Annotated in this window: 25 protein-coding genes; 14 read left to right on the top strand and 11 right to left on the bottom strand. The window is 62.4% G+C overall.

From position 1 onward, the window contains the following. Positions 1–19 precede the first annotated feature (19 nt). The 3 genes from BN2694_RS00125 to BN2694_RS00115 all read left to right on the top strand — a co-directional run bounded on the left by BN2694_RS00125 (position 20) and on the right by BN2694_RS00115 (position 1,083). Positions 20–211, top strand: a complete 192-nt coding sequence (locus tag BN2694_RS00125) for a DUF7331 family protein (RefSeq protein ID WP_135661504.1) — start codon at positions 20–22, stop codon at positions 209–211. Between the two features lie 43 nt (positions 212–254). Then, the gene (locus BN2694_RS00120) at positions 255–569 is read left to right on the top strand and encodes a DUF7322 domain-containing protein (protein ID WP_135661503.1); all 315 of its coding nucleotides are present in this window, start codon (positions 255–257) and stop codon (positions 567–569) included. An 82-nt stretch (positions 570–651) separates the two neighbouring features. Further along, positions 652–1,083 carry a DUF7346 family protein gene (locus tag BN2694_RS00115; RefSeq protein WP_135661502.1) on the top strand — a complete coding sequence of 144 codons (432 nt, stop codon included), beginning with the start codon at positions 652–654 and terminating at the stop codon, positions 1,081–1,083. Between the two features lie 105 nt (positions 1,084–1,188). Here the strand turns inward: BN2694_RS00115 and rad50 are convergent, their stop codons facing one another. The 3 genes from rad50 to BN2694_RS00100 form a co-directional block, all read right to left on the bottom strand. Further along, positions 1,189–3,861, bottom strand: coding sequence for a DNA double-strand break repair ATPase Rad50 (gene rad50 / locus BN2694_RS00110; protein ID WP_135661501.1), 2,673 nt, complete (start codon positions 3,859–3,861; stop codon positions 1,189–1,191). Beyond that, positions 3,858–5,345, bottom strand: coding sequence for a DNA double-strand break repair protein Mre11 (gene mre11 / locus BN2694_RS00105; protein WP_135661500.1), 1,488 nt, complete (start codon positions 5,343–5,345; stop codon positions 3,858–3,860). Before mre11 ends, rad50 begins: the two co-directional genes overlap by 4 nt. Before the next feature lie 83 nt (positions 5,346–5,428). Continuing rightward, positions 5,429–5,695, bottom strand: a complete 267-nt coding sequence (locus tag BN2694_RS00100; protein ID WP_135661499.1) for a MarR family transcriptional regulator — start codon at positions 5,693–5,695, stop codon at positions 5,429–5,431. A 283-nt stretch (positions 5,696–5,978) separates the two neighbouring features. Between BN2694_RS00100 and pan1 the strand changes: the two genes are divergently transcribed. The 4 genes from pan1 to BN2694_RS00080 all read left to right on the top strand — a co-directional run bounded on the left by pan1 (position 5,979) and on the right by BN2694_RS00080 (position 9,452). Further along, positions 5,979–7,190: a proteasome-activating nucleotidase Pan1 gene (gene pan1, locus BN2694_RS00095; RefSeq protein WP_135661498.1), complete on the top strand. Its 1,212-nt coding sequence runs from the start codon at positions 5,979–5,981 to the stop codon at positions 7,188–7,190. An 80-nt stretch (positions 7,191–7,270) separates the two neighbouring features. Next, positions 7,271–8,344: a histidinol-phosphate transaminase gene (gene hisC, locus BN2694_RS00090; RefSeq protein WP_135661497.1), complete on the top strand. Its 1,074-nt coding sequence runs from the start codon at positions 7,271–7,273 to the stop codon at positions 8,342–8,344. Continuing rightward, on the top strand, positions 8,341–8,847 hold the full coding sequence (locus BN2694_RS00085) for an adenylate kinase family protein (protein WP_135661496.1): 507 nt from the start codon (positions 8,341–8,343) through the stop codon (positions 8,845–8,847). Before hisC ends, BN2694_RS00085 begins: the two co-directional genes overlap by 4 nt. Next, positions 8,844–9,452 (top strand): CDP-alcohol phosphatidyltransferase family protein, encoded by a 609-nt coding sequence (locus BN2694_RS00080; protein ID WP_135661495.1) that lies wholly within the window; start codon positions 8,844–8,846, stop codon positions 9,450–9,452. The genes BN2694_RS00085 and BN2694_RS00080 overlap by 4 nt, the downstream gene beginning before the upstream one ends. 33 nt (positions 9,453–9,485) lie before the next feature. Here the strand turns inward: BN2694_RS00080 and BN2694_RS00075 are convergent, their stop codons facing one another. Then, positions 9,486–11,702 (bottom strand): LUD domain-containing protein, encoded by a 2,217-nt coding sequence (locus BN2694_RS00075; protein ID WP_135661494.1) that lies wholly within the window; start codon positions 11,700–11,702, stop codon positions 9,486–9,488. Continuing rightward, positions 11,699–12,214 (bottom strand): LUD domain-containing protein, encoded by a 516-nt coding sequence (locus BN2694_RS00070; RefSeq protein WP_244605316.1) that lies wholly within the window; start codon positions 12,212–12,214, stop codon positions 11,699–11,701. The genes BN2694_RS00075 and BN2694_RS00070 overlap by 4 nt, the downstream gene beginning before the upstream one ends. A gap of 105 nt (positions 12,215–12,319) precedes the next feature. Between BN2694_RS00070 and BN2694_RS00065 the strand changes: the two genes are divergently transcribed. After that, a complete protein-coding gene (locus BN2694_RS00065; protein ID WP_135661493.1) occupies positions 12,320–12,856 on the top strand; it encodes a multiprotein bridging factor aMBF1 in 537 nt (178 codons plus the stop codon). A 3-nt stretch (positions 12,857–12,859) separates the two neighbouring features. Here BN2694_RS00065 and BN2694_RS00060 read toward each other — a convergent pair whose 3' ends face one another. After that, positions 12,860–13,417: a response regulator gene (locus BN2694_RS00060; protein WP_135661492.1), complete on the bottom strand. Its 558-nt coding sequence runs from the start codon at positions 13,415–13,417 to the stop codon at positions 12,860–12,862. A gap of 163 nt (positions 13,418–13,580) precedes the next feature. Here BN2694_RS00060 and tpiA point away from each other — a divergent pair, with 163 nt between their 5' ends. Next, entirely contained in the window at positions 13,581–14,228 is a 648-nt protein-coding gene (gene tpiA, locus BN2694_RS00055) for a triose-phosphate isomerase (RefSeq protein ID WP_135661491.1), read from the top strand. On the opposite strand, the gene BN2694_RS00050 is transcribed toward tpiA, so the two are convergent. Then, the gene (locus tag BN2694_RS00050) at positions 14,221–14,571 is read right to left on the bottom strand and encodes a hypothetical protein (RefSeq protein ID WP_135661490.1); all 351 of its coding nucleotides are present in this window, start codon (positions 14,569–14,571) and stop codon (positions 14,221–14,223) included. The genes tpiA and BN2694_RS00050 overlap by 8 nt on opposite strands. 53 nt (positions 14,572–14,624) lie before the next feature. On the opposite strand from BN2694_RS00050, the gene BN2694_RS00045 reads away from it, so the two are divergent. From BN2694_RS00045 to dinB, 3 genes are all read left to right on the top strand, one after another. Further along, a complete protein-coding gene (locus BN2694_RS00045; RefSeq protein ID WP_135661489.1) occupies positions 14,625–14,912 on the top strand; it encodes a DUF211 domain-containing protein in 288 nt (95 codons plus the stop codon). 3 nt (positions 14,913–14,915) lie between these two features. Then, the gene (locus BN2694_RS00040) at positions 14,916–15,497 is read left to right on the top strand and encodes a VIT1/CCC1 transporter family protein (protein ID WP_210408886.1); all 582 of its coding nucleotides are present in this window, start codon (positions 14,916–14,918) and stop codon (positions 15,495–15,497) included. A 281-nt stretch (positions 15,498–15,778) separates the two neighbouring features. After that, a complete protein-coding gene (gene dinB, locus BN2694_RS00035; protein WP_135661488.1) occupies positions 15,779–17,014 on the top strand; it encodes a DNA polymerase IV in 1,236 nt (411 codons plus the stop codon). 61 nt (positions 17,015–17,075) lie between these two features. Here the strand turns inward: dinB and BN2694_RS00030 are convergent, their stop codons facing one another. Next, the gene (locus BN2694_RS00030; RefSeq protein ID WP_135661487.1) at positions 17,076–17,450 is read right to left on the bottom strand and encodes a hypothetical protein; all 375 of its coding nucleotides are present in this window, start codon (positions 17,448–17,450) and stop codon (positions 17,076–17,078) included. Positions 17,451–17,611: 161 nt separating this feature from the next. Between BN2694_RS00030 and BN2694_RS00025 the strand changes: the two genes are divergently transcribed. Beyond that, the gene (locus tag BN2694_RS00025; RefSeq protein ID WP_135661486.1) at positions 17,612–19,306 is read left to right on the top strand and encodes an ATP-binding protein; all 1,695 of its coding nucleotides are present in this window, start codon (positions 17,612–17,614) and stop codon (positions 19,304–19,306) included. An 89-nt stretch (positions 19,307–19,395) separates the two neighbouring features. On the opposite strand, the gene BN2694_RS00020 is transcribed toward BN2694_RS00025, so the two are convergent. Both BN2694_RS00020 and BN2694_RS17480 read right to left on the bottom strand, forming a co-directional pair. Then, entirely contained in the window at positions 19,396–19,851 is a 456-nt protein-coding gene (locus BN2694_RS00020) for a type IV pilin (protein ID WP_135661485.1), read from the bottom strand. Positions 19,852–20,117: 266 nt separating this feature from the next. Next, positions 20,118–20,315 carry a hypothetical protein gene (locus BN2694_RS17480; RefSeq protein ID WP_394346565.1) on the bottom strand — a complete coding sequence of 66 codons (198 nt, stop codon included), beginning with the start codon at positions 20,313–20,315 and terminating at the stop codon, positions 20,118–20,120. Positions 20,316–21,201: 886 nt separating this feature from the next. On the opposite strand from BN2694_RS17480, the gene BN2694_RS00010 reads away from it, so the two are divergent. After that, complete coding sequence (locus BN2694_RS00010; RefSeq protein WP_135661484.1) at positions 21,202–21,669, top strand: type IV pilin; 468 nt, start codon at positions 21,202–21,204, stop codon at positions 21,667–21,669. Positions 21,670–21,809: 140 nt separating this feature from the next. Here the strand turns inward: BN2694_RS00010 and BN2694_RS00005 are convergent. Further along, a partial coding sequence (locus tag BN2694_RS00005; RefSeq protein WP_244605315.1) for a hypothetical protein occupies positions 21,810–22,058 on the bottom strand: 249 nt, incomplete at its 5' end.

The following is a 22,058-nucleotide window of genomic DNA, read 5'->3' as shown; positions in this document are numbered from 1 at the left end:
ATACCAAGTCGTGGTTGCAATGTCGAACCCCGCCAACGGAAGCCGGAGCGACGGAGCGACGTCCCGGGAGCCAACGCTCCCCGAACCGTCCGAGTCTGACGCGACAGTGGAGTTCTACGAGACCGAGGACGGGACAGTACTCTACGACGCAGAGAACCCGATGGCGTGGATCTACAGCGACGACGCCACAGCCCTTCCGGACCACCGGTGAGTCAAACGAAGCCGATTTGTCGATGCCACCCCGAGAGAAGTGTGTGTCCAGCAGTGACCCGCTCGAGGAGTTTTTCGAAGAGGATGTCGACGGAAACGACGATCTGATCCCGACGGTCGAGGTCCCCGAGCCGAAACCATCTGAGGGTGAGATCGACTCGGAGACAGTCGATTTGTTCTGGCAGCTCGTCCTCGTGTTCAACGTCGCACTGTTCGGCGTCACCGTCGGCCCGATGGTCCTGTATTTCCTCGGCGACGTCCGGATCGGCGGGGGTCTCTTGGCCGTCGGAATCGTGGCTGGCGGATACGGTCTCGTCCGCTACCGCCAATTTGTCCGCACGCGGTCAGAGGACAGTTAGGCGTGGCTTTTGAGGGTGTTCTATCGGTGCCATTGGGGTTACGCGACGGTAGTCCTAACCGTCCGTAGTCGGTAGGACGAGCATGCGGACAGTGCAGGATGAGGACGGACGGACCTATCTCCTACTGAAGCGCTCGGCCGATGGATGGTTGGTCCACGATCCCGAGACCGGCCAGGAGACGTATCGACCGCCAGCAGACCTCGAACTGCGAGACGAGGAGTCCCCGCTCTCGGCGGCAGCGAATGCGGTTTCACCGCCGGTTCGGGCGGTGCTGACCGCCGTCCGGACCGAACGCTCGCTGGGGCTGCTTCTCGAACTCGAGCGGGACGGTCCGCTGTCGGTCAGAGCGATGCTCGATCGATACGAATACTGCGAGAGCGACCTGCACGGTCGATTGGCCGAATTCCGTGTCGCTGGGCTCATCAAGGAGCAACAGGTCACCGGCGAACGGGGATACGGAACGACTGAACTCGCAGCCGAGGGCCTCGAATATCTGTCAGCCGATCGAGACTGAGTGACAGCGGGAGCGAGGCGAAAGTCCACGCATTCAGTCGGAAATACGACGCTCAACAGGACCAGACAACGACTCTAACGCGGACAACGGTCTCGACTCTGGAGCTCAATCGGCGACGAGCCCGGCGCGCTCCCGGCGCTCGACCTGCGAGCGGTTGGTGGTGGCATCTTTATCGACGTGGACCAGATCGTCGGCTGCGTCCACCAGCTCGTCGTCGTGGCTGACGACGACAATCTGCTCGACCCCGATCTCGGTGCGCATATATTCGATCAGTTCGAGCAATTGCGAGACGTGACCCGAATCCAGGAACACCGTCGGTTCGTCGAGGATCAGCGGCGGCGTCGGTGCGGCCCCTTCGATCCCCTCCGCGAGCAGCCGATAGATCGCACCCCGCAGGCTGAGGTTGAACAGCGCACGCTCGCCACCGGATAGCTGGTCGGGGTCCAGCGCTTCGCCGTCTTTCTGATAGATCGTGAGATGGTAGTCCGTCTCGAGTTCGATCCGATCGTAGGAGTCGTTGCGATAGACGAGATCGAACGTGTCGTTGAGCATCCGTTCTAAGGTCTCGACGTTTCGCTGTCGGAGTTCCGCCCGAAGCTGGCCGTACATCTCCTGGAGCTGTTGGGCCTCCTCGTAGAGGGATTCGAGGTGTTCGACGGTCGCTTCGAGTTCCTCGTGGCGCTCGCGGAGGGATCTGAGTTCCTCGATTTCGTTCTCGATGGCGCCGATCCGGGCCTGAAGTTCGTCGCGCCGTTGCTCGCGCTGCTGGATCTCTTCGGCTACTTCCTCCAGATACGTCTCGGCCCGATCCCTGTCCGCTCGGGCCTCGGCCAGTCGATCCTCGTCGATCGCGTCGGCGAGTTCCGAGCGGCGGTCCCGGAGCGTCCCGAGGCGATCGCGCCGCTCGTCGTTCATCTCCGCGAGTTGCTCCCGACGCTCTCGAGAGGATTCGATGTCCTCGGCGAGGTCTTCGAGTCGATCGAAGTCAGCCAGTACGTCCTCCAGCGTCTCGATCCGGTCGGCGAGTTCGCCACGGCGCTCGTTGCACTCGGCGATGGCTTCCCGAGAATCCTCGGCCTGCTCGTCGGCCGCCTCGGCCGACTCGCGGTGCTGTTCGGCCTCGGCTTCGAGTTCGTCGGCCTCCTCCTGCAGGGTCTCGACGCGCCCTTCAGTCTCCTGGATCGACGACTCCCGTTCGTCGATCAGCTCGGCCAGCGTCTCGCGTTTGTCCCAGAGTCGGTCGTGTTCGTCCTCGCGATCGACCAGCGTCTCGGCACGCTCGAATCGGTCCTCGATATGTTCCCGCGTCTCCGTCAACTCCTCGCGTTCCGTGCGGAGGTCGGCCAGTCGCTCACGGTCGTCCTCAAGCGATTCGATCCGGGGGGCCTCCGAGACAGACTGTCCGCATTCGGGGCACTTGCCGGCCTCCAACAGTGCTTGGCCCTCCTCGATGTCGGCTTCGAGGGATTCAATCGTCGCTTCGAGTGTGGTCAGCTCGCTTCTGACGTCCTCGAGTTCGTTTGCCACGTCCTCGCGGAACCCCTCCGCGTCGCCGAGTTCGACCGGCGCGTCTTCGAAGGCATCTTCGATCGCGTCGATCCGCTCGGTCAGGTCGATAAGTGTCTCTCGGCGATCGGCGAGATCGGACCGCGTCTCCTCGAGATTCGACTCTAACTCACCAGCCCGCTCGCGTTTCTCCGTGGCGCGTTCCTCGGCATCGACTGCAGCGTCACGGTGATTCTGTGCGTCCTCGCGGTGGCGCTGTGCATCCAGACGGTGTTGCTCGATCTCGTCGCGGATCTCGTCGTCGCGCTCCTCGAGGTCGTCGATCAACGACTCGACAGCGTCACGATCGGCGTCGGTCGAAAGATCGGTCGCCTCGAGTTCGGATTCGATCCGGGTCCGGAGCTCGTCGCTGCGCTCGCGGCACTCGGCGATCTCGTCGGCGAGTGCCTCGCGCTCGCACTCGTCGGTCTCGATTGTCTCCGTCAAATCGTCGATCTCCCCGTCGACATCTTCGAGTTCGTCGCGGCGCTGTTCGTACTCCTCAAGGAGCGATGTCGCTTCCTCGAGTGTCTCACGGGCAGTCTCCCGCTGTTCGTCGTAGCGCTCGAGTTCGCTTTTGACCGTGGTAAGTTCGCTCTGGGCTTCGTTGAGTCGCTCCGGGAGATCCTTCTCTTCCTTTGCGTCGATCTGGTCCGTTAACTGGGAGAGAGACTCTCGCTTGCCCTCGAGGACGCGCCCGACGCCGACGCGGGCGTCACTGGCTCGCTGGCGATACTCCTCCAGTCGACCGAGCTGGAGGAGATCGTCGATCATGTCCTGGCGTTCGCTCGGGGTCGCATTGATGAGCTTGTTGACCTCGCCCTGGCGGACGTACGCGCAGTTGACGAACGCCTCGTGATCCATCCGCAACAGTGAGGCGACGCGACTACGGACGTCACGCGCCCCTTCGACAACGCCGTCCGGTTCGTCTAAGACACACTCGACAGTCGTCGCCCGGTCGTCACGGACACGGAGTCGGCGTTTGATGTGATAGGACTCCCCGCCGTGGGCAAACCACAGTTCGACGGTGGCCTCCTCGGCCCCGATCGTGACGAGTTCCTCAAGCGTCCGGTCGAGGGCGCGAGCGCCATAGAGGGCGAAAAAACAGGCCTCGAGCAGCGAGGACTTCCCGCTGCCGTTGACGCCGTGGATGACCGTCACGCCACGATCCAGTCGCAAGTCTGCGTCGGCGTAGCACTTGAAGTTCTCCAGGCGGACGCGTTCGAACCTCACAGGAACTCACCCATGGTTGCCTGGCCGTCGCTGTCGTCGGCCGCCTCCTCGTCGGACTGGGTGTCGTCCGGCTGTGGTTCGCCCCCCTGGGGATCATCAGGTGGGTCTCCCCCACCGGCGATCTCCTCGTCGTCCGGCTCACCAGCCGGCTCCACTGTTTCCTCGCTGCCCGCTTCGTCGCTGTTCTCGATTCCATCTTCGCCGTCTGGCCCCTGGTCGTCTTCGCTGGCCGCTCTGTCGGTCTCCCCTGTACCGTCCTCACCGGCCAGTCCCGGATCGTCCTCGGTGGCCGGTCCGTCCGTCCCGTCCGTGCTGTCCTCGCCGTCCGTCGCCTGTTCGGTCTCCTCACCTGGGACGTCACTCTCGACGGGAGCCGGTTCGAACCGATCGGGGTCGGCCTCGTCGACGATCTCCCGGACCCAGGATTCGACGGCGTCGTCGACGTTGGAGTCGGCGACTTTGCTCGCCCGGACAAGTTCGTCGAGTTCCCCTGCAGCGGGGCTGAGTCCGAGTTGCTCGATCCGCTCGCGGACGGCGTCGTCGGGGTCGGCGAAACTCACGTCGTAGGCGGCCTCCTCGTCGACCTCGCGGCGGTCGTTGACGCGAGCGATCAGTGCGCCCCGTTCGCGGGCAAACTCTTCGATCGTTGCCGGCGGGACGCGTTCGCCTTCACCCTCGATGGTGACGATCACGACCGCACCCCCCAGGTCGTACTGGCCGACCCGCTCGCGGACCCGTTCGATCCCCTCGCCGTCAGCGAGGTCCAGATCGACGAAGACGAACTCGCGGGTCTCGATGGACCGACGACGGATGTCGACCGCGTCCTCGAAGGAAACGAGGTTGTACCCGCGCGCCTCGCGCTCGGACGCACTGGCCCGCTCGGTTGATCCGCAGTACGTGAGCCAGGTTCCGTCGATCTCCCGTCGGGCGGGCGTGTGATCGTCGCCGAGCAACATTGCATCGAAGTCGATCGACGATTCGGCGAGGATTTCGCGGGCGTCCCAGTCGCCGTGATCGAACGGCTCGAACAATCCATGAGAGACCAGGGCGGCGTGGGCAACGTCGTGCGGTTCGAAATCGTACGCCAGGTCGTCGCGGACGGCGCGAGCCACGAAGTCCAGCCCGTAGAAAGCGGTATCGCCGATCACGGTCGGCGTCTCGTCCAGTCGGACCGCTAGATCGAGTGATTCGAAGAGATCGAGCCACTGGGCGTCCCGTTTGCCCTCGTGGTTACCCACGATCGCCAGAAACGGGATGGCAGCCTCATCGAGTCGACGGAGCGTTCCGAGCGCGCCCATTATATCCTGCAGGCGCGGTCGCCGGTCGTGAAAGAGGTCACCGGCGTGAACGACGGCGTCGACATCTTCCGCGACCGCATCGTCGATGACCTGCCGAAACGCATCCAGAAAGTCACGCTGGCGTTCCGGCGAGTGATACTGCCGGTAACCGAGATGGGTATCGCCCGTGTGCAGCACCCGCGTCATGGTGGCCGGCTACGCCGCGGGGTCCTAAAGGGGTTCCGCGAGCAGGGTGAAAGTGATCCGGAGCGGAAGGGGACCGTCGGCACTCACTCGATGGCGAGCGTGTACACCCGTTTGCGGGCATCCGAAAAGGAGAACCGCGAATCGACGACGCCGACCTCCTCCAGCCGACTGAGGGCGTACCGGACGGTCCGGCCCGGCAGCAACGTCTCCTCGGCCAGCTGACTTTGAGTCAGGCTCTCGTTGTACTCCAGGGATTTGGCGACGAGTTTGGCGCTCGGCGGAAGATCCTCGACGGCTTCCCAACCGGGTTCCTCTACCGCTTCGACCTGTGGTGTCTCTGTGATGCTCATCGTACATCCCCGTTCCGGATACAGAGTGATAATATTTACTATCCCTAAATATAACTCAGAAGAATCCCAGGTGGCTGCGATGGGTTCTGCTGGAGAAAATGTGTGACAAACACACTCTCGATCTACGAGGCGGGTTCCAGTATCGCAAAACGAGATCTGTGATCGATTTCCGGGGATGGAAGTCAAATGGATGTAACCGAGAAGATACTAGACACCTCCTTCGATGGGGTCGAATTTCGTCCCGACCCGAAGCCTCTTGACTGCAGACGCCCTAGAACAGTCAATGACGGATACGGTGGATGACGTCGACCAACCGTACGACGAAGGCGCGTCCCAGCAGGACAAAATCGAGGCCCTGGAGGAACAACTCGAGGTTCTCGAACAGCAAAACGAAGAGATGCGAGACAAGTTGCTGGACGCCAATGCCGAGAACAACAAGTATCAACAGAAGCTCGAACGGCTCAACCACGAGAACAAGAAGCTCAAGCAGTCCCCGCTGTTCGTGGCGACCGTTCAGGAACTCACCGACGAGGGAGTGATCATCAAACAGCACGGCAACAACCAAGAAGCCCTCACCGAGGTCACCGACGAGATGCGTGAAGACCTCGAACCCGACGAACGCGTCGCCGTGAACAACTCCCTCTCGATCGTCAAGACCCTCGACGACGAGACAGACGTGCGGGCTCGGGTCATGCAGGTCACCCAGAGCCCAGGTGTCGACTACCAAGACATCGGCGGTCTCGACGAGCAGATCGAGGAGGTCCGCGAGACCGTCGAGATGCCCCTGAAGAACCCGGGGATGTTCGACGAGGTCGGGATCGACCCACCCAGCGGCGTCCTGCTGCACGGCCCGCCGGGGACGGGCAAGACGATGCTGGCCAAAGCGGTCGCCAACCAGACCGACGCCACCTTCATAAAGATGGCTGGCTCCGAGTTGGTCCACAAGTTCATCGGCGAGGGCGCGAAGCTCGTCCGGGATCTGTTCGAACTCGCCCGCCAGCACGAGCCGGCTGTGATCTTCATCGACGAGATCGACGCCATCGCCTCGAAGCGGACGGACTCGAAAACCTCCGGCGATGCCGAAGTCCAGCGGACGATGATGCAGTTGTTGAGCGAGATGGACGGCTTCGACGATCGCGGGGAGATCCGCATCATCGCCGCCACCAACCGCTTTGACATGCTCGATCGCGCCATCCTCCGGCCCGGTCGCTTCGACCGCCTCATCGAAGTGCCAAAGCCCGAAACGAACGGCCGCGAGCAGATCTTCCGGATTCACACCCGCAACATGAACCTTTCGGAGGATATCGACTTCGAGCGGCTGGCACGGGAATCGACCGAGGCCAGCGGGGCCGAGGTCAAGGCGATCTGTACGGAAGCAGGAATGTTCGCCATCCGGGACGATCGCACTGAAGTCACCGAGCAAGACTTCGTCGATGCCTGGGAGAAGATCCAGGCCGAAGAAGAGGACGAGGAAGTCTCGAAGACGTTCGCCTGACTGCACGCTGTTCCTTTCCGTCGGTAATCGGGCACCGAGATGTATGCACGCTTAAGAACGCCCGCCCCCCACCGTCGAGTATGCAACCACGGGACCTCTCGGCGCACACTGTCTATCGAGCCGGTCGCGGGATCGAGGAGACCGCCCGCGAACTCGGCCTCGATCCGGACGATCTGATCAAACTCTCCTCGAACGAGAACGCGCTCGGCCCGAGTCCAAAGGCCGTCGCGGCGATCCGCGAGCACGCCGAGCGCCTCCATTCGTATCCGAAGGCCTCACACGCCGATCTCGTCGACGCCCTGGCCGAGCGCTGGGGTGTCGATCCCGCCCAGATCTGGCTGGGCAACGGCGGTGACGGCGCGATGGATGCCCTCTCCCGGGCAATGATCGAGCCCGGCGAGGCAGTCCTGGTCCCGGACCCGGACTTCACGTATCACTCGATGAGCGTCCGGTATCACCACGGCGAAGTCCACACCTACCCGCTTTCGAAGGAAGACGGCTTCAACCAATCTCCGGCGCGCGTCCTCGAAAGCTACGACGGCGAGCGAATGATCTATCTGACGAGCCCCCACAACCCGACCGGGTCGATGGTTACCCTCCCAGAGGTCGAGGAAATCGCCGAGCGGACCGACGAGGAGACGCTGGTAGTCGTCGACGAGGCCTACAACGAGTTCGCCGATCGCCCGAGTGCGGTCGAACTGGTCGAGGCCCGCGAGGACGTAGCCGTCGTCAGAACCTTCTCGAAGGTCTACGGTCTCGCGGGGCTTCGCCTGGGCTACGCGATCACACCGCAGGAATGGGCCGACGCCTACGAGCGGATCAACACGCCCTTTTCGGCCAGCGAGATCGCCTGCCGGGCCGGGCTCGCTGCGCTGGAGGACGACGAGCACGTCGAGGCCATCACTGAACTTGTCGAGTGGAGCCGGGAATACTACGACGAACATCTCGACGCCGAAACCTACGAGAGCGGCGGGAATTTCGTCCTCGTGGAGGTCGGAGACGCCACGGAGGTCGCCCAGCGGGCGAAAGAACGGGGCGTGATCGTCAGGGACTGTTCGAGCTTCGGCCTACCGGAATGTATTCGCGTCACCTGTGGGACGCGCGAGGAGACGGAAAGAGCCGTCGAGACGATCAACGAGGTGCTCCCGTCGTGAGAGTCGCCGTCACCGGGACACCCGGGACGGGCAAGACCACGGCGAGCGAACGTGTCGAGACTGATCTCGATGTAATCCACCTCAACGATGTGATAACGCGTGAGGGACTGACCCAAGGGATCGACGACGATCGGGATTCGGCGATCGCCGATCTCGATGCTGTCGAGACGTGGCTCGACGATCGGGACGACGTGCTCGTCGAGTCCCATCTCGCACACCACCTTCCGATGGATCGCGTCATCGTATTGCGGTGCCATCCAGAGACCATCGAGGAGCGGCTTGTAGAGGGTGGCGAAGGAGAGCAAAGCGCCGAAGAGAACGCCGAGAGCGAGGCCCTCGACGTAATCCTCGCCGAAGCCGTCGACGAACACGGGTCCGACTCAGTCTACGAGATCGAGACGACCGATCGCTCGCCCTCGTCGGTTGCCGAGGAGATCGAAGCCGTCGTCGAGGGGGATCGCGAGCCCAGCGCAGGGTCCGTTTCGTATATCGAGTACCTATGACGCTGGATCAACTCCGTCCGCTGTCCGATCGGTTACTCGAACCGTTCGTCGTGGCCAGCGTACGGATCGGCCTGACGCCGAACGTCGTCAGCGTCCTCGCGTTGCTTGTGGCCGGCGGTGCGGCCGGTGCGTTCTATCTCGGCGGTTCGGCTCCCGTCTGGTATCTCGCTGCAGCTGGCCTGGTGTTTGCCAACGGCTGGCTGGACCTGCTCGACGGCGCGATCGCGCGTGAACTGGACACTGAATCGGCCGCTGGCGATCTGCTCGATCACGTTTTCGACCGCTACGCCGATCTGTTGTTGTTGATCGGACTCGCGGCCGGCATCGGCCGCTGGGACCTCGGCGTCGCCGCGATCACGGGCGTGTTGATGACCTCCTATCTGGGAACGCAAGCACAGGCGGTCGGCCTGGATCGCGTCTACGGTGGCCTGCTCGGCCGTGCGGATCGCCTGGCACTCATGGGTTTCGGGGCTCTTCTGGCCGCCGTCGTGACCGAATCTGTCTACGGACTGTCCGCAATCGGCTGGCTGCTGGTGGTCTTTGCCGTCGTCGGCCACTTGACCGCAATCCAGCGATTCTACTACGCGATGGGTGACCTCGAGTAACGCTCTCGATCGCCCCGTCCGGAAAGATGTCTACTACCCGCTCGGCGCGATCAACTCGATCGGATGCGTGACGCCCCGATCGAGCAGATCGGTCAACTGATCGTGACAGGAAGTCCCGCTGGCGACGACCGTTCGGTCTTCGGTGTCGGGCGTCGTGAACTGGTCACGGAGATCGTCGCCGACGGCCATACTCACGTCGTAGTACTGCTGTTTGAAGCCGAACGAGCCAGCCATGCCACAGCACTCGACCTCGGATGTGGCGAGATCGAATCCGAGCCGATCGAGGATCGCCTCCGTGTGGGCATCCAGACCGAGCGTCCGCTGCTGACAGTGGCTGTGATAGGCGATCTCCTCGCCGTTGCCGTCGGCGAGTGCCTCGAGATCGGCCCCATTCTCGACGAGACCATAGACGTACTCAAGCACCTCGTAGCTATTGGCCGCGATTCGGTCGAACGTCTCCTCGTCAAGCAACCGCTCGTAGTCGTTGCGAAGCATGGCGAGATCGCTGGGCTCGACCACGATCACGTCCCGACCCGCTTCGAGGTGTGGTTCCAGGGACTCGGCCACCGCTTCGGCGTGATCACGGGCTGTCGCGATCATGCCCTGAGAGAGTGCAGCCCGGCCGCTTTCTGAGACGTCGGCGACGTGGACCTGACAGCCCAGTGCCTCTAGCGCCCGGATCGTCGCCTTCCCGCGCTCGACGTGCATGTAGTTCGTGTAGGTATCCGCAAGCAGGACGACCTCGCGGTCGGGATCCGCGGGAGGGTCACGACCGTTCGCCCACTTGCGGAGCGTCCCGCGGGTGAACTCCGGCATCTCGCGGCGGCGATCGACCCCCAGCAGTTTCTCGGCGATCCACCGAGAGGGAGCTGCCCCAGCGACCCAGTTCGACACCGGGGCGAACGCGCTCCCGAGTTTCGCGACCGTCGAGAAGTTCCCGAAGAACCGCTTCTGGAGATCGATCCCCGCTGGCTCCGGGTCCGGCGTCAACCCCGTCACGAGGTGGTCGAACGCGTCCGGATCGTCGCCGCGGTTGAGCCGATCGCGAACGACGGTGTTGATCCAGGGGATGTCGATCCCGACCGGACAGGCTTCCGTACAGCGACTGCACCCGGTACAGAGGTCGTTGAACTCCGCGGCGCTTTCTTCGCCACCGATCCCGGCCTCCCAGCCCGTGGCAATGCCACCGGTGTACGTCTCGCCACCGAAGGCGTGTCCGCCGACCTGCTGGAAGTTCGCACACGAGTTCGCACACGCCGAACACCGGATGCAGTACAACGTCTCTTCGAGATCTTCGTCCTCGCGCATGGCCATCCGACCGTTGTCGACCAACACGAGGTGAAAGTCCCGGTCGTCCGGGTCGCCGAACGTCTCGCCGTCGAACGTCGGCGCGTCGATCGGCGGTGTCAACAGCGAGACGTAGGAGGTGATGTCGTGGCCTGTCCCCGAGCGGCCGATCAACTCCACGAAAGGCTGGAGATCCTCGACGCTCGGGACGATCTTCTCGACCCCCGCGACGGCGACGTGGGTGTCAGTACTCGCAACCGTTTTGCGGGCGTTGCCTTCACTCGTGACGAGGGCCATCGTCCCCGAATCGGCCGTCAGAAAGTTCGCGCCAGTCATCCCGATGTCCGCGTTGGCGATGTCGTCAGCGAGTTGCTCCCGTGCGAAGTTCGTCAGATCTTCGGCTGTCTCTAAGGGGACGTCGGGGTCGAACTGCGCCTCGAACAGACGGGCGATCTCCTCGCGGGACTTGTGAATGGCGGGCGCGACCAGGTGTGACGGGGCTTCCTCGGCGACCTGGAGGACCCACTCGCCGAGATCGGTCTCGACGACGTCGACACCCGCGTCTTCGAGGTGTTCGTTGACCGCCAGTTCCTCGGTCGTCATCGACTTGCTCTTTGCGACCGAGTCCGCATCCGCGTCCGCGACGATCGATTCGATATACTCGTTGGCCTCGGCGGCGTCCTCGGCGAGATGAACCGTCCCGCCGTTGGCCTCGATCTGTTCCCGTAACTCCTCGATCAATTCCGGTAACCGTTCGATGGCGTCTTCCTTGATCGCTCGTGCCTCGTCTTTGAGTCCCTCGTAGTCCTGCAGGCGGGCGACCGACTCGTAGCGGCCGTCGTTGAACCCCTGGGTGTTCGTCTCGATGGCCGCCCCTTCCTGGTCCATGATCTCGCGGATCTTCGCCGCCTTGGCGCGTTTCGAGGTGCCCGCAGCGGTCCGTTTGGACGTGTCTCCGCTCATTGTTCGACGATGACGACGTGGACATCTGTCGGCCCGTGGACGCCGCGTACCAGGTCGCCCATGTCCGAAGTGGCGCTCGGTCCCGTAGCGACGATCACGTCGCCTTGATCTCCACGGAGCAGCGAGCCGAGTTCGTCGAAGGCCTCAGCCATGGTATCGACGACATCACGCTCTCTCAGGACAGGGACGTGGGTCTCGGGAAAGAGACTCATCAGTTCCTCACCGTCGGCACCGGACTCCAGGAGAACGCTGCCGTAATCGGCGACGGCACCAGTCGCGGGCGTCACACCGGTAGTAGCCGTCCGAACAGTCTCCGGATCCGGGTCGGTATCGATATCCCTCGGAAGCGATACACCCTCGATCGGGATCGGGACGCCGACAGCCGGTTGCTCGAGTACGTCGACGACGGCCGATTCGAACCTGCCTGCGTCTGTCCGCGTCCAGGTTACGTCCATCCCGTCGAGGGACGCGACGAACCGATCGACGGGCGACTCGGTCTGCATCGGTGACATTATGCGCTCTGGGCGCCAGACTGGCATGAGGATGGGGGAACCGGCAGGATGCTCGCGGTGTGTCACGGCGTACGATTTATGCCCCGGCACAGGCAAGAGACCTACATGGTACAGTGTGAGATGTGTGGGACCGAAACCCAGTCCCCGAACACGATCAAAGTGGAGGGTGCGGAACTGGATGTCTGTGACGAATGTACCGACTTCGGCACCGAGGTCAAGACCGGCGATTCTGCCTCGACTTCGACGAAATATTCGACGGGCAGTTCTTCGAGTGACTCCAGCGGCAGTTCGTCGACAACCTCAAGCGGATCCTCGGGCGGTGGGGGCGGCGGATCGCGCCGCGACATGTTCGACGAGATGGACGAACTCGTCCAGGACTTCGATCAGCGGATCCGGTCGGCTCGGGAATCAGCTGGCCTGAGTCAGTCGGAGCTTGCGGATCAACTCAACGAGAAAGCGAGCCTGATCCGCAAGCTCGAACACGGTGACCACCTTCCCAGCGACGAGGTCCAGCGAAAACTCGAAACCGAACTGGATATCGATCTGACAGAGGGCGCCGGCGAGGGCGACACCGAGTGGGAAGGGGGATCCGACGTCGGTGAGTACACTCTCGGGGACGTCGTCGAACGGAAAGACTCCTGACGGTCAGTCCTGACGTTCGATCTCCGAGCGCTCGAGATCCGACGCCAACGCTTCGACCGTCGCCTCGAGTTCCTCGATTTCGGATTCGAGCCTGGCGAAACGCTCGCTAGCCGCTAGTTCCGGCTGTGGCTTCTCGACCTCGAGGACGTTGCGTTTGAGTTTCTTGGAGGTGAGCTTGCGTCGCCGCTCGTTGTACGTCGAGACCGTCTCTAAGCGCTCGACGACGTCGACGAGCGTATCCTTGCTGACGGGTTTGACTAGGTAATCGTCGACGCCGAGGTCGATAATCTCGAAGTCCGGATCGACGGCCGTCACCATGGCGACCTGGAGATCTAGCCCACGTTCCTCGATCGTCGCGAGTACCTCGTTCCCGGAGACGACTGGCATCCGCCGATCCAGCAGGACGATATCGAACTCCGGCCCGAGAGTCTCGATCGCCTGCTCGCCCCCGTAGGCCGTCTGCACGCCATAGGAGTCCGAGAGATATTCGGCATAGAGATCGGCGAGATGTCGTTCGTCCTCGACGACGAGTACGGTCGTCGAATCGCTCTGGTCGGTCACGGTCCGGACGTTGTCCGGACGGGCTAATAATGGTCACTGTTCGGCCCTGGTACCATGGGGAGTGCCTGCCCGGAGTTCACCAAGAGTTACTGGCAGTGTCCGGTGGGACCTGGAGATAGTCTTCGAAACCTATTTTGCCGGTGTCGTCGAAGGCATAGTCGCAATGTTCGTTCTTGTCAACCTTAAAACCTATCCGTGTGATCCGGTTGAAGTCGCGCAAGCCGCCAAAGAAGTAAGCGAAGAGTCGGGCGTACGCATCGGGATCGCCGCGGAGGACGCCGACATCGCCGCCGTTGCCGATACCGGCGTCGAAACGTGGGCTCAACACGTCGACCCGATCGAGCACGGCAGCAACACCGGCCACACCCTGGCCGAGACAGTTGCCGACGCTGGCGCGGCGGGAACGCTGATCAACCACTCGGAGAACCGCCTCAAGCTGGCGGACATCGACGGATCGGTCCGGGCCGCCGAGCGCGCCGGCCTTGAGACCTGCATCTGTGCCAACAACCCCGATCAGATCGCAGCCGTGACGGCCCTCGGTCCGGACTCGGTCGCCGTCGAGCCGCCGGAACTCATCGGCGGAGACGTCTCTGTCGCGAGTGCCGATCCCGACATCGTCACCGACGCCGTCGAGGCAGCGGCGGCGGTCGACGAGGACGTCGACGTCTACTGTGGGGCCGGCATCTCGTCCGGCGACGACGTCGACGCCGCCGACGACCTCGGCGCCAGCGGCGTCCTGCTTGCCAGTGGCGTCGCAAAGGCCGACGACCCGCGCGCTGTTCTCGAAGACCTCGTCGCACCGCTTAGCTGAACGGACGGGCCACAAACCGTCTCGTTCCGATCCGGATCGGAAATGCCGGAACGCGACCGATAGCGTCGTCTGGGAACAGACTATCGACGTAAAGAGACCCTGCCAGTCCGGCAGCGAAGTGTTTCCCGCTTGCCCGGATAGTCGTCGAACGGCGGATGACACTGCCCCCGGCGGAATTGACCCGAGACATGACAAGTTCCGTCCCACAGTATCGGTCCGTTTTGACGGACGTCACGAACTCCCGGCCGACCGCTTCGAGCCGTCCAACGGCGGCAACCGCGACGTTCAACACCGCCTCGCTGGTCAGCACGAAGTGATAGCCCACGAGGCCCGAGGGGACCAAACGACTGGCTGACCGAACTATATAACCCGGGCGCCGTCGAAGGCTACCGGGAGATGAGTTCGATGAAGCGACTCGTTCTCGACATCCTGAAGCCCAACGAGATCGAGAACGCGACCTTTGCACGGACGCTGGCGGATCTAGACGGCGTCGAAGGGACGAACGTGTCGCTACTTGAGTCCGACAAGGAGGTACAGAACCTCAAGATCACCATCGAGGGGGAGGCGATCGACGAGACCGCCGTCGCCGATGCCGTCGAGAACCTCGGCGGGACGATCCACTCGGTCGACGAGGTGGTCTGTGGCGAACGGCTCGTCGAAGAGAGTTCGACCCATCAAGACTGATCCGTGTCCTCAAGACTGTCCACACTCCGGGAACTCCTCGCCGACGAGGACGTCCGGTCGATCTCCAGACGCTACTTCATCTCCAACGGGTTCGACGGGACGCTGACCAGCATCGGCATCATCGTTGGATCGTTCCTCGGTGGGAACCAGGCTGCCATGGACATCGTCCGGGTCGTCGCCGGCGGGACCGTCGGACTGGCCGCCTCCGGCGTCTGGAGTGTCTGGGAAATCGAACGCGCCGAAAAACTCGCCGAACTGAAACGCATCGAAGAGAAGATGCTTTCTGGGCTCGAAGACACGGAACTCCACGATCGGAAGGGCGAGGCCCGGAAGATCAACGCGGCGATGAGCGGTCTGGGACCAACGATCGGCATGCTGTTGCCGATCGTCCCCTACTTCTTCGTCGACATCGCGTTCTCCCTGTTGTGGGCGACAGTCCTCGGCGTGGCGATCGGCGTCGGTCTCCTGTTCGTCTTCGGGGCGTACATGGGCAATATTTCCGAGCAGAACTGGGTGATCGCTGGACTCCGAACCGGTCTCGTCGGTCTGGTGGTTGGCGGGGTTAACATCATTCTGCCCGGATGAACGCCAGACCGAATCAAAGAGCGTGTATCGATCGGAACCAGACGCCGAGTGTTCGGGGAAAGCGTTAAGTGCGAGTGTGTGTGGCTTACTCATGGAACCTCGCAGGGGTTCCCGACGGGAACCACCGTCGTGAACGTCCGGGAGACGCACCGTGCGCAAGCGACGCCACACCGCCGGAATTTCTCCGGCGGTCCGTCCGACGTATCACTTCCAGCAGTGCCGGGTGTTGCCTGCAATGTCGCGTCAGGAAGCTTGTTACCGCTCGGGCGTGAACTGTCGGTATGTCTCGCCCGGGGCAGCTACCAGTCGAGACGCACGACGACGAGCGAATCGTCTGTCACGTCGACGCCGACTGCTTTTACGCTGCCTGCGAGCGGTTGCGCGAGCCGGAGCTGGAGGGCGAACCTGTCGTCGTCGGCATGGGCTACGAGGCGGGTGAGTCCCACGGCGCGGTCGCGACGGCGAGTTACGAGGCCCGCGAACATGGCGCCGAGAGCGCCCAATCGATCGAAGAAGCACTCGAACACTTGGGACGGCGCGCTGCCGACCCCAAAGATGAACCGACCGCGTACTACCGACCGGTCGACATGGACTACTACGAGCGCGTCAGCGCAGACGTCGAGTCGATCCTCCGGGCCTCGGCCGACATCGTCCGAAAGGTGAGCATCGACGAGGCCTACCTCGACGTGACCGACCGGACCGACTGGCGCGAGGTCGAGGCCTTCGCCGGCGGTCTCAAGGCACAGATCTCCGAGGAGGTCGGTGTGACGGTGAGCATCGGCGTTGCCCCATCGATGAGCGCGGCGAAGATAGCTAGCGACGCCGACAAGCCCGACGGGCTGGTCGTGGTCGAACCCGGCGACGTCCGGAGCTTTCTCGCCCCGATGGATGTCGAACGCATCCACAACGTCGGGCCGACGACGGCCCGTGAATTGCGTGAGATGGGCATCGAGACGGCTGGCGACCTGGCAGGTGCCAACCCCGACCAACTCCGTGACCGCTTCGGCGAACGTGGGGTAGCGGTCTACCGATACGCGCGCGGCGAGGACGACCGCGAGGTGACGCCGCGGGACGACCCAAAGAGTCTCTCGCGGGAATCAGCGTTTTCCGAGCCTATCGAGGACTTCGAGCGGCTCTGTGAGCGCGTGCGGACGCTCGCCGGGGCGGTCGCTGACCGGGCGAGTCGGAAAGGCGCACTCTACGGGACGATCGGAATCAAAGTCGTCGAACCGCCCTTCGACGTTCGGACGCGGGCCAGATCACTGTCAGGACCCGTCGACGACCCCGACCTCCTCGAACGGATTGCCGTCGATCTCCTCGGGGAATTCGACGGGGCGGCCGTCCGGAAAGTCGGCGTTCGGGTCTCGAACCTGTCGTTCACCGAGCGCGAGCAAACCAGCCTCGCCGGCTTCGATGACAGATCTCACTCGGCGAGTGACGGGGGACGCCACGACGAGGGACGTACCGACCACTCGCCGGAACCACGCGGACAAACGTCGCTCCAGGACTTCTCGTGAGTGGGCGTGGCGATGTCGACTTTTCACACTGAACAAGGGCGATTGGGCCGGCCCAGAGTCGTCACCCGAGGCCGTTCTCGAGATTTTCCAGAAGTTTACCGGCGAACAGGCCCATCCGGGGCGCGATGGCGTCGGGATCGTCGCTCGGCTGGTGGGGTGGATGGGCCGCGAGTGTCTCGACGAAGCGCTCACCGTGAGTCATCGCCTGCATTATGTCGACGACGTCCACCGTCAGCCCCTCGTCTGCGGTATCCATTTCCGGGTGGCGGGCCTTCTCTTCGTCAGTGTAGGTGATGGTCCAGGAGTGCCCACCGATCACGTCCAGAACGTCCTCGACGGGGCCGATCTCGAGGGAGTCGCCCTCCTCGACCACCCCGGCGTCTCCACTCTCGACGTAGACGATTCCGTCTTTGACGATCGTTTCGTACCGTGCCATATGTCTCGCGGGTGGCCTGCCTATGCCCAGTGAGACGTGCCGGTGATAAATAGTCGCGGCCGTTTCGACAGCCCCGTCGGCTGATGTGTTCGTCACTCTCCGTCGGACTCGCGTCTGACGGAGAGTTATGGAGGGCGAGACACGTACTCTCGACAGAGAGTATGGTCAACGACGAGGCGCGGACGATCACCGTCGCGGATCACAGCGACGGCGTGCGCGGGAGCGACGAACCAGGTCAGCCAGTGTCGCTGCCCGTCGTCGAGGTGCTCACCGGACGCGGATTCATCACCGGCAAGAGTGGCAGCGGGAAGAGCAACTCCGCGAGCGTGATCGCCGAGAACCTCCTGGACAAAGGCTTTGGCCTGCTCATCGTCGACATCGACGGCGAGTACTACGGGCTCAAAGAGGAGTATGAGATACTCCACGTCGGGGCCGACGAAGAGTGTGACATCCAGGTCACGACCGATCATGCCGGAAAACTGGCCTCGCTGGCCTTAGAGCAGAACGTCCCGATTATTCTGGACGTGTCGAGTTTCTTGGACGAGGACGAGGCACGGGAGTTGCTGACCGCCGTCGCCCGCCAGCTGTTTGCAAAGGCCAAAAAGTGCAAGCAGCCGTTCCTCATGCTCGTCGAGGAGATCCACGAATATATCCCCGAGAACGGCGGGCTCGACGAGTGTGGGAAGATGCTCATCAAGATCGGCAAGCGGGGACGCAAGCACGGCCTGGGTGTCACCGGGATCAGCCAGCGACCCGCCGACGTCAAGAAGGACTTCATCACACAATGTGACTGGCTCGTCTGGCACCGGTTGACGTGGAACAATGATACGAACGTCGTCCGGCGCATCCTCGACGCGGAGTATGCCGATGCGGTCGAGTCCTTGGACGACGGTGAAGCGTTCCTGATGACCGACTGGGCAGAGACCGTCCAGCGCGTCCAGTTCCACCGCAAGCAGACGTTCGACGCCGGAGCGACGCCAGGACTGGACGACTTTGAACGTCCCGATCTGAAGTCCGTCAGCGACGATCTGGTCTCGGAACTGGCCTCGATCAGCGAACAGCGCGAAGAGACCGAAGATCGCATCGCCGAACTGCGAGAAGAACTCGACAAGAAGAACTCTCGAGTCGCCGAACTCGAAGCCGAACTGCAGGACGCCAGAGACATGAGCCGGATGGCCGATCAGTTCGTCGACGCACTGGTCGAACACGTCGAGGGGACCAATCCCGGCCGAACCGAACAGGCCAAGCTACGCTCCCGCCACGAGGACGCCACCGCCGATGCGGCGGCGAACAACGACAGTCAGGTCACGTTCCCAAATATCACAGGTGACCCGGACGCCAAAACGGGAGACAGCAACGGTACTGCTCCCGGATCAAACGGCGAAGGATCTGCAGAGGCCGTCGGGGGAGCCCTCGAATCGTTCGATGGGTTCGCGCCATCCCAAGAGAGTTCGACCGATGGATCGACGAATGGCACCAGCGACATGGCACAGACAGAGTCAAACGAAGAGCGGACGACGCCGTCGATCGAAAATCTGCCGGAGTTCGTCGGTCGGGTGCGCGCCGAGATCAGGACGCTGGAATCGAAGACCCGGAAAATGCTCGCCTACTACTGCGAGCAGGATCAGGCGTCGCCGCTAGACGCCCACTTCGTCGCAGGCGGGTCCGGGGATCGGACGAGTGCCTACGCACGAAATCGCGCGTTGCGCACGAGTGGCCTGATCGAACACGTCGGCCAGGGCGCCTACCGGTATCGCCTGCGTGATCTGCTCGTGGAACGAGCACCCGAAAATGTCCCAGAGGACGAACTAGACGAGTACGTCGCGGCGATTGAAGATTCGATCGAAGAGTACTGATCCGGTTTGTCCACCAGACAGCGGTTCTCGCACGGCCTGTCTACGAACAGATAAAAAAGCCGCGGGAAACGTAACCCGACGACGCGGCGTCAGGGCTCGTACGAGCTGATGACCCGGCTTCGGTCGGTAGTCGAGTCCTCCCAGATCAGTTTGACTTCCTCGATACCTGACGGGTCCGCGCCGACGTTGAGGTGCATTGAACCCCCACTAGAGGCATTGAACGTAAGCGTATCCCCCGCAGTCAGCTTGTCGTCCGAGTCGAATGCACCCGCCGTGTCGATAGCTGTCCTGTTGTCGCCAATGGCGAGGACGAGGTTGCCCGCGGCGGACGCGTCCCCACCTGTGTGGCTCAGTTCAATGTGACCGGCACCAGTGTCGTTGTACCACTCCCACTGCGTGTTGGGCTGGGTCTCCCCAACCGTGTTCATGTTCATGACGAACGCCCCAATGACGCCGGCCAGAATGACCGTGATCGCGACCATCAGGATGACCCCGATGACCGGCGATACCCCCCGTTTCTCGCATACGAAGTGATTTGAAACCATACCCCAGGAAAATAGTTGTCTGAATATTATAAAAATCTAACGTTACTCAGAAGGAACGAGTACTGTGCTGGAAATGATTTGACGCGTGCTCTCATAGTAGGTATCAACACTATCAAACCAGCGCGCTCACACCCGGCCGATCATCGCGGTCAAAGGCTGTGGGCTAAGGGAAGATGTACTCGAGGCCTGCCCATGACGGAAAAGACCACGTAGCGCGTTACTCATGACATCATTGAAATTACTAACTCCATCGAAGCCGTATCTACTCAACGAGGAAAACGCAGACCGCCGTGATCGGCCTGTTGGAAGAGCACGTACTCGAAGAGCATCCAGAACTGGACGACATGTATGGATTGCCGATCAGACCGTATCAAGTGAGCATAGACCCGCTCGGTCGTCTGGATCGTCGCGTGCCGCAGCCGGTTCGTGACGTCGTACAGCGTGGCGTCCTCACGAGTGAGCATCCGATAGGCGACCGAGTGGCGGAACGTGTGGGGTATGACGTCACCCGGATCGCCGCGCCGGCGCGTCGCGAGAGACGTCCGGAGCGTGCGGATCGTCTCGTCGGCGAGGCCGATCCGAGTGCAGGTTGACGAGTTATGTGTCGGGTAGTCTTTCTGGATCGCAGCGGGAAGTCCCAGGAGCCCTCGGCGAAGTCGAGGTGAACGATATCAAGGGCGACGCACTCACCGACGCGGAGGCCCGTGTCATAAAGCGGCGCCAGCAGCGCATCGTTCCGGGTCGCGAGGTAGGCCGCGGAGATCTCGACGGTTGCCGAGCGCAGTCAGTCGACCTATGGGGGCTTGAGCCACACCTGGGCTTTCTGAGTTTAGCGTTCCATCATTCGTGTCTGCGTTCCCCATCGGGATACAAAAGTGAGGAGGGCGCGGGCTACGTTGAATGTGGGGCTCTGTTTAGGAGAGTTTCAAACCATCGCCCACGCGCAGTGCTCCGCGGCCGTAGTACGTGTGAAAGCGTGTTGACACGGATCCAGGGGGGTGGTCGAGCAACACGCCAGGGGGCACCGTCTCCCGTGCCTCCGAACCCGTCCCGCGAGGGACGGGAAAGGTTCCTCCTTGCGGAAGACCGCAGTCATCGACATACCCGTTGTCCGGGCAGCGGTCGGTGGGCGCGGTCGCAATGTTAGGGACCGGAAGACACCCGGTCCAAGTTAGGCTGGGGGCTGAACGTTTGTTAAACCACCGGGCGATTTGCAGAATCACTACACAGCGTCGCATTTTCAGTGTTTGAGAATGGTATCAGACGGGCTTTTAACGAGCGTGAAAACGCCGTTCGACGGCGAACGATTCAATTGGATTTTTATACTATCCTATTGAACGCTCGGTTGCAATGTTCGATTCAGCGAAAGAGTTCCTCCGTTCGGAGGACCGTGGTGTATCGCCAGTTATCGGCGTGATCTTGATGGTCGCGATTACGGTCATTCTCGCGGCCGTGATCGCGACGTTCGTCATGAACATGGGGCCGAGTGAAGAGACCCAGCCCAGTGTCCAGTGGGAATGGAATGCCGACAGTGAGAACGTGACTCTCTCACACACTGGCGGTGACGCCGCGACAGCGAGCCAATTCCTGCTTGAAACCGAAAACAATGGATCGGCCACGCTGGACCAATTCTCCGGCATCAGTGAAGAGCTAACAGCTGGAGACAAAGTCGTGATTAATGCAACCGGTACTGACGGAGAACTTTATGGCACCTTCAGTGGGACAGACGTTGACGCAAACCTGAACTCAGAATATACTCTGATCTGGGAGAACCCGAACAGCGATCAAACGCAGGTCATCACTGACTTCGAACCCTGACGTAGCGGCGTAGCAATCGTCTTCTCGCGGTTTTTATCGCACACCAGCGACCACGTGATAGCTCGTGCCACGCGGCTGCGCTTCGCGGAGGTGCAGGCGTGTCTCGACAAGTATGCGGAGTACTCCGGGTGGCCACGTGCCTACGGCATGGTATCGTCGGTCGGCCCGCGCCAGGTCGGGTCGAGTTGGGTGTCGAGTGCGTCGCGGAGAAAATCGTGTTCGGTGGCGAGTTGGTCGACGAGGGTTCGGGCGCGGGTGGCGCGTGAGGGTTCGCGGTCGACGTAAGTGAGTTTGGCGGCGCATTCGTCGAGGGCCTGGACGATGAGGAGCCAGTCCTGGGGTGGAGATCGGGCATCGGCGGGGGTCGGGTGCGGGCTGGTATTTGAAGG

Source organism: Halorhabdus rudnickae, assembly GCF_900880625.1.
Taxonomy (GTDB): domain Archaea; phylum Halobacteriota; class Halobacteria; order Halobacteriales; family Haloarculaceae; genus Halorhabdus; species Halorhabdus rudnickae.
Note: the sequence above shows the minus strand (reverse complement) of the source record. Positions and strands in the feature narration are given on the sequence as shown.

What these genes read in the sequence shown, in the direction of transcription:
- dinB (WP_135661488.1), top strand. Translation starts at nt 15,779, where the DNA reads ATGTCTCGCCCGGGGCAGCTACCAGTCGAGACGCACGACGACGAGCGA.
- BN2694_RS00100 (WP_135661499.1), bottom strand. Translation starts at nt 5,695, where the DNA reads ATGAGCATCACAGAGACACCACAGGTCGAAGCGGTAGAGGAACCCGGT.
- BN2694_RS17480 (WP_394346565.1), bottom strand. Translation starts at nt 20,315, where the DNA reads ATGCTCACTCGTGAGGACGCCACGCTGTACGACGTCACGAACCGGCTG.
- BN2694_RS00125 (WP_135661504.1), top strand. Translation starts at nt 20, where the DNA reads ATGTCGAACCCCGCCAACGGAAGCCGGAGCGACGGAGCGACGTCCCGG.
- BN2694_RS00115 (WP_135661502.1), top strand. Translation starts at nt 652, where the DNA reads ATGCGGACAGTGCAGGATGAGGACGGACGGACCTATCTCCTACTGAAG.
- BN2694_RS00070 (WP_244605316.1), bottom strand. Translation starts at nt 12,214, where the DNA reads ATGTCACCGATGCAGACCGAGTCGCCCGTCGATCGGTTCGTCGCGTCC.
- BN2694_RS00030 (WP_135661487.1), bottom strand. Translation starts at nt 17,450, where the DNA reads ATGGCACGGTACGAAACGATCGTCAAAGACGGAATCGTCTACGTCGAG.
- mre11 (WP_135661500.1), bottom strand. Translation starts at nt 5,345, where the DNA reads ATGACGCGGGTGCTGCACACGGGCGATACCCATCTCGGTTACCGGCAG.
- BN2694_RS00075 (WP_135661494.1), bottom strand. Translation starts at nt 11,702, where the DNA reads ATGAGCGGAGACACGTCCAAACGGACCGCTGCGGGCACCTCGAAACGC.
- tpiA (WP_135661491.1), top strand. Translation starts at nt 13,581, where the DNA reads ATGTTCGTTCTTGTCAACCTTAAAACCTATCCGTGTGATCCGGTTGAA.
- pan1 (WP_135661498.1), top strand. Translation starts at nt 5,979, where the DNA reads ATGACGGATACGGTGGATGACGTCGACCAACCGTACGACGAAGGCGCG.
- hisC (WP_135661497.1), top strand. Translation starts at nt 7,271, where the DNA reads ATGCAACCACGGGACCTCTCGGCGCACACTGTCTATCGAGCCGGTCGC.
- BN2694_RS00080 (WP_135661495.1), top strand. Translation starts at nt 8,844, where the DNA reads ATGACGCTGGATCAACTCCGTCCGCTGTCCGATCGGTTACTCGAACCG.
- BN2694_RS00025 (WP_135661486.1), top strand. Translation starts at nt 17,612, where the DNA reads ATGGTCAACGACGAGGCGCGGACGATCACCGTCGCGGATCACAGCGAC.
- BN2694_RS00010 (WP_135661484.1), top strand. Translation starts at nt 21,202, where the DNA reads ATGTTCGATTCAGCGAAAGAGTTCCTCCGTTCGGAGGACCGTGGTGTA.
- BN2694_RS00045 (WP_135661489.1), top strand. Translation starts at nt 14,625, where the DNA reads ATGAGTTCGATGAAGCGACTCGTTCTCGACATCCTGAAGCCCAACGAG.
- BN2694_RS00065 (WP_135661493.1), top strand. Translation starts at nt 12,320, where the DNA reads ATGGTACAGTGTGAGATGTGTGGGACCGAAACCCAGTCCCCGAACACG.
- BN2694_RS00020 (WP_135661485.1), bottom strand. Translation starts at nt 19,851, where the DNA reads ATGGTTTCAAATCACTTCGTATGCGAGAAACGGGGGGTATCGCCGGTC.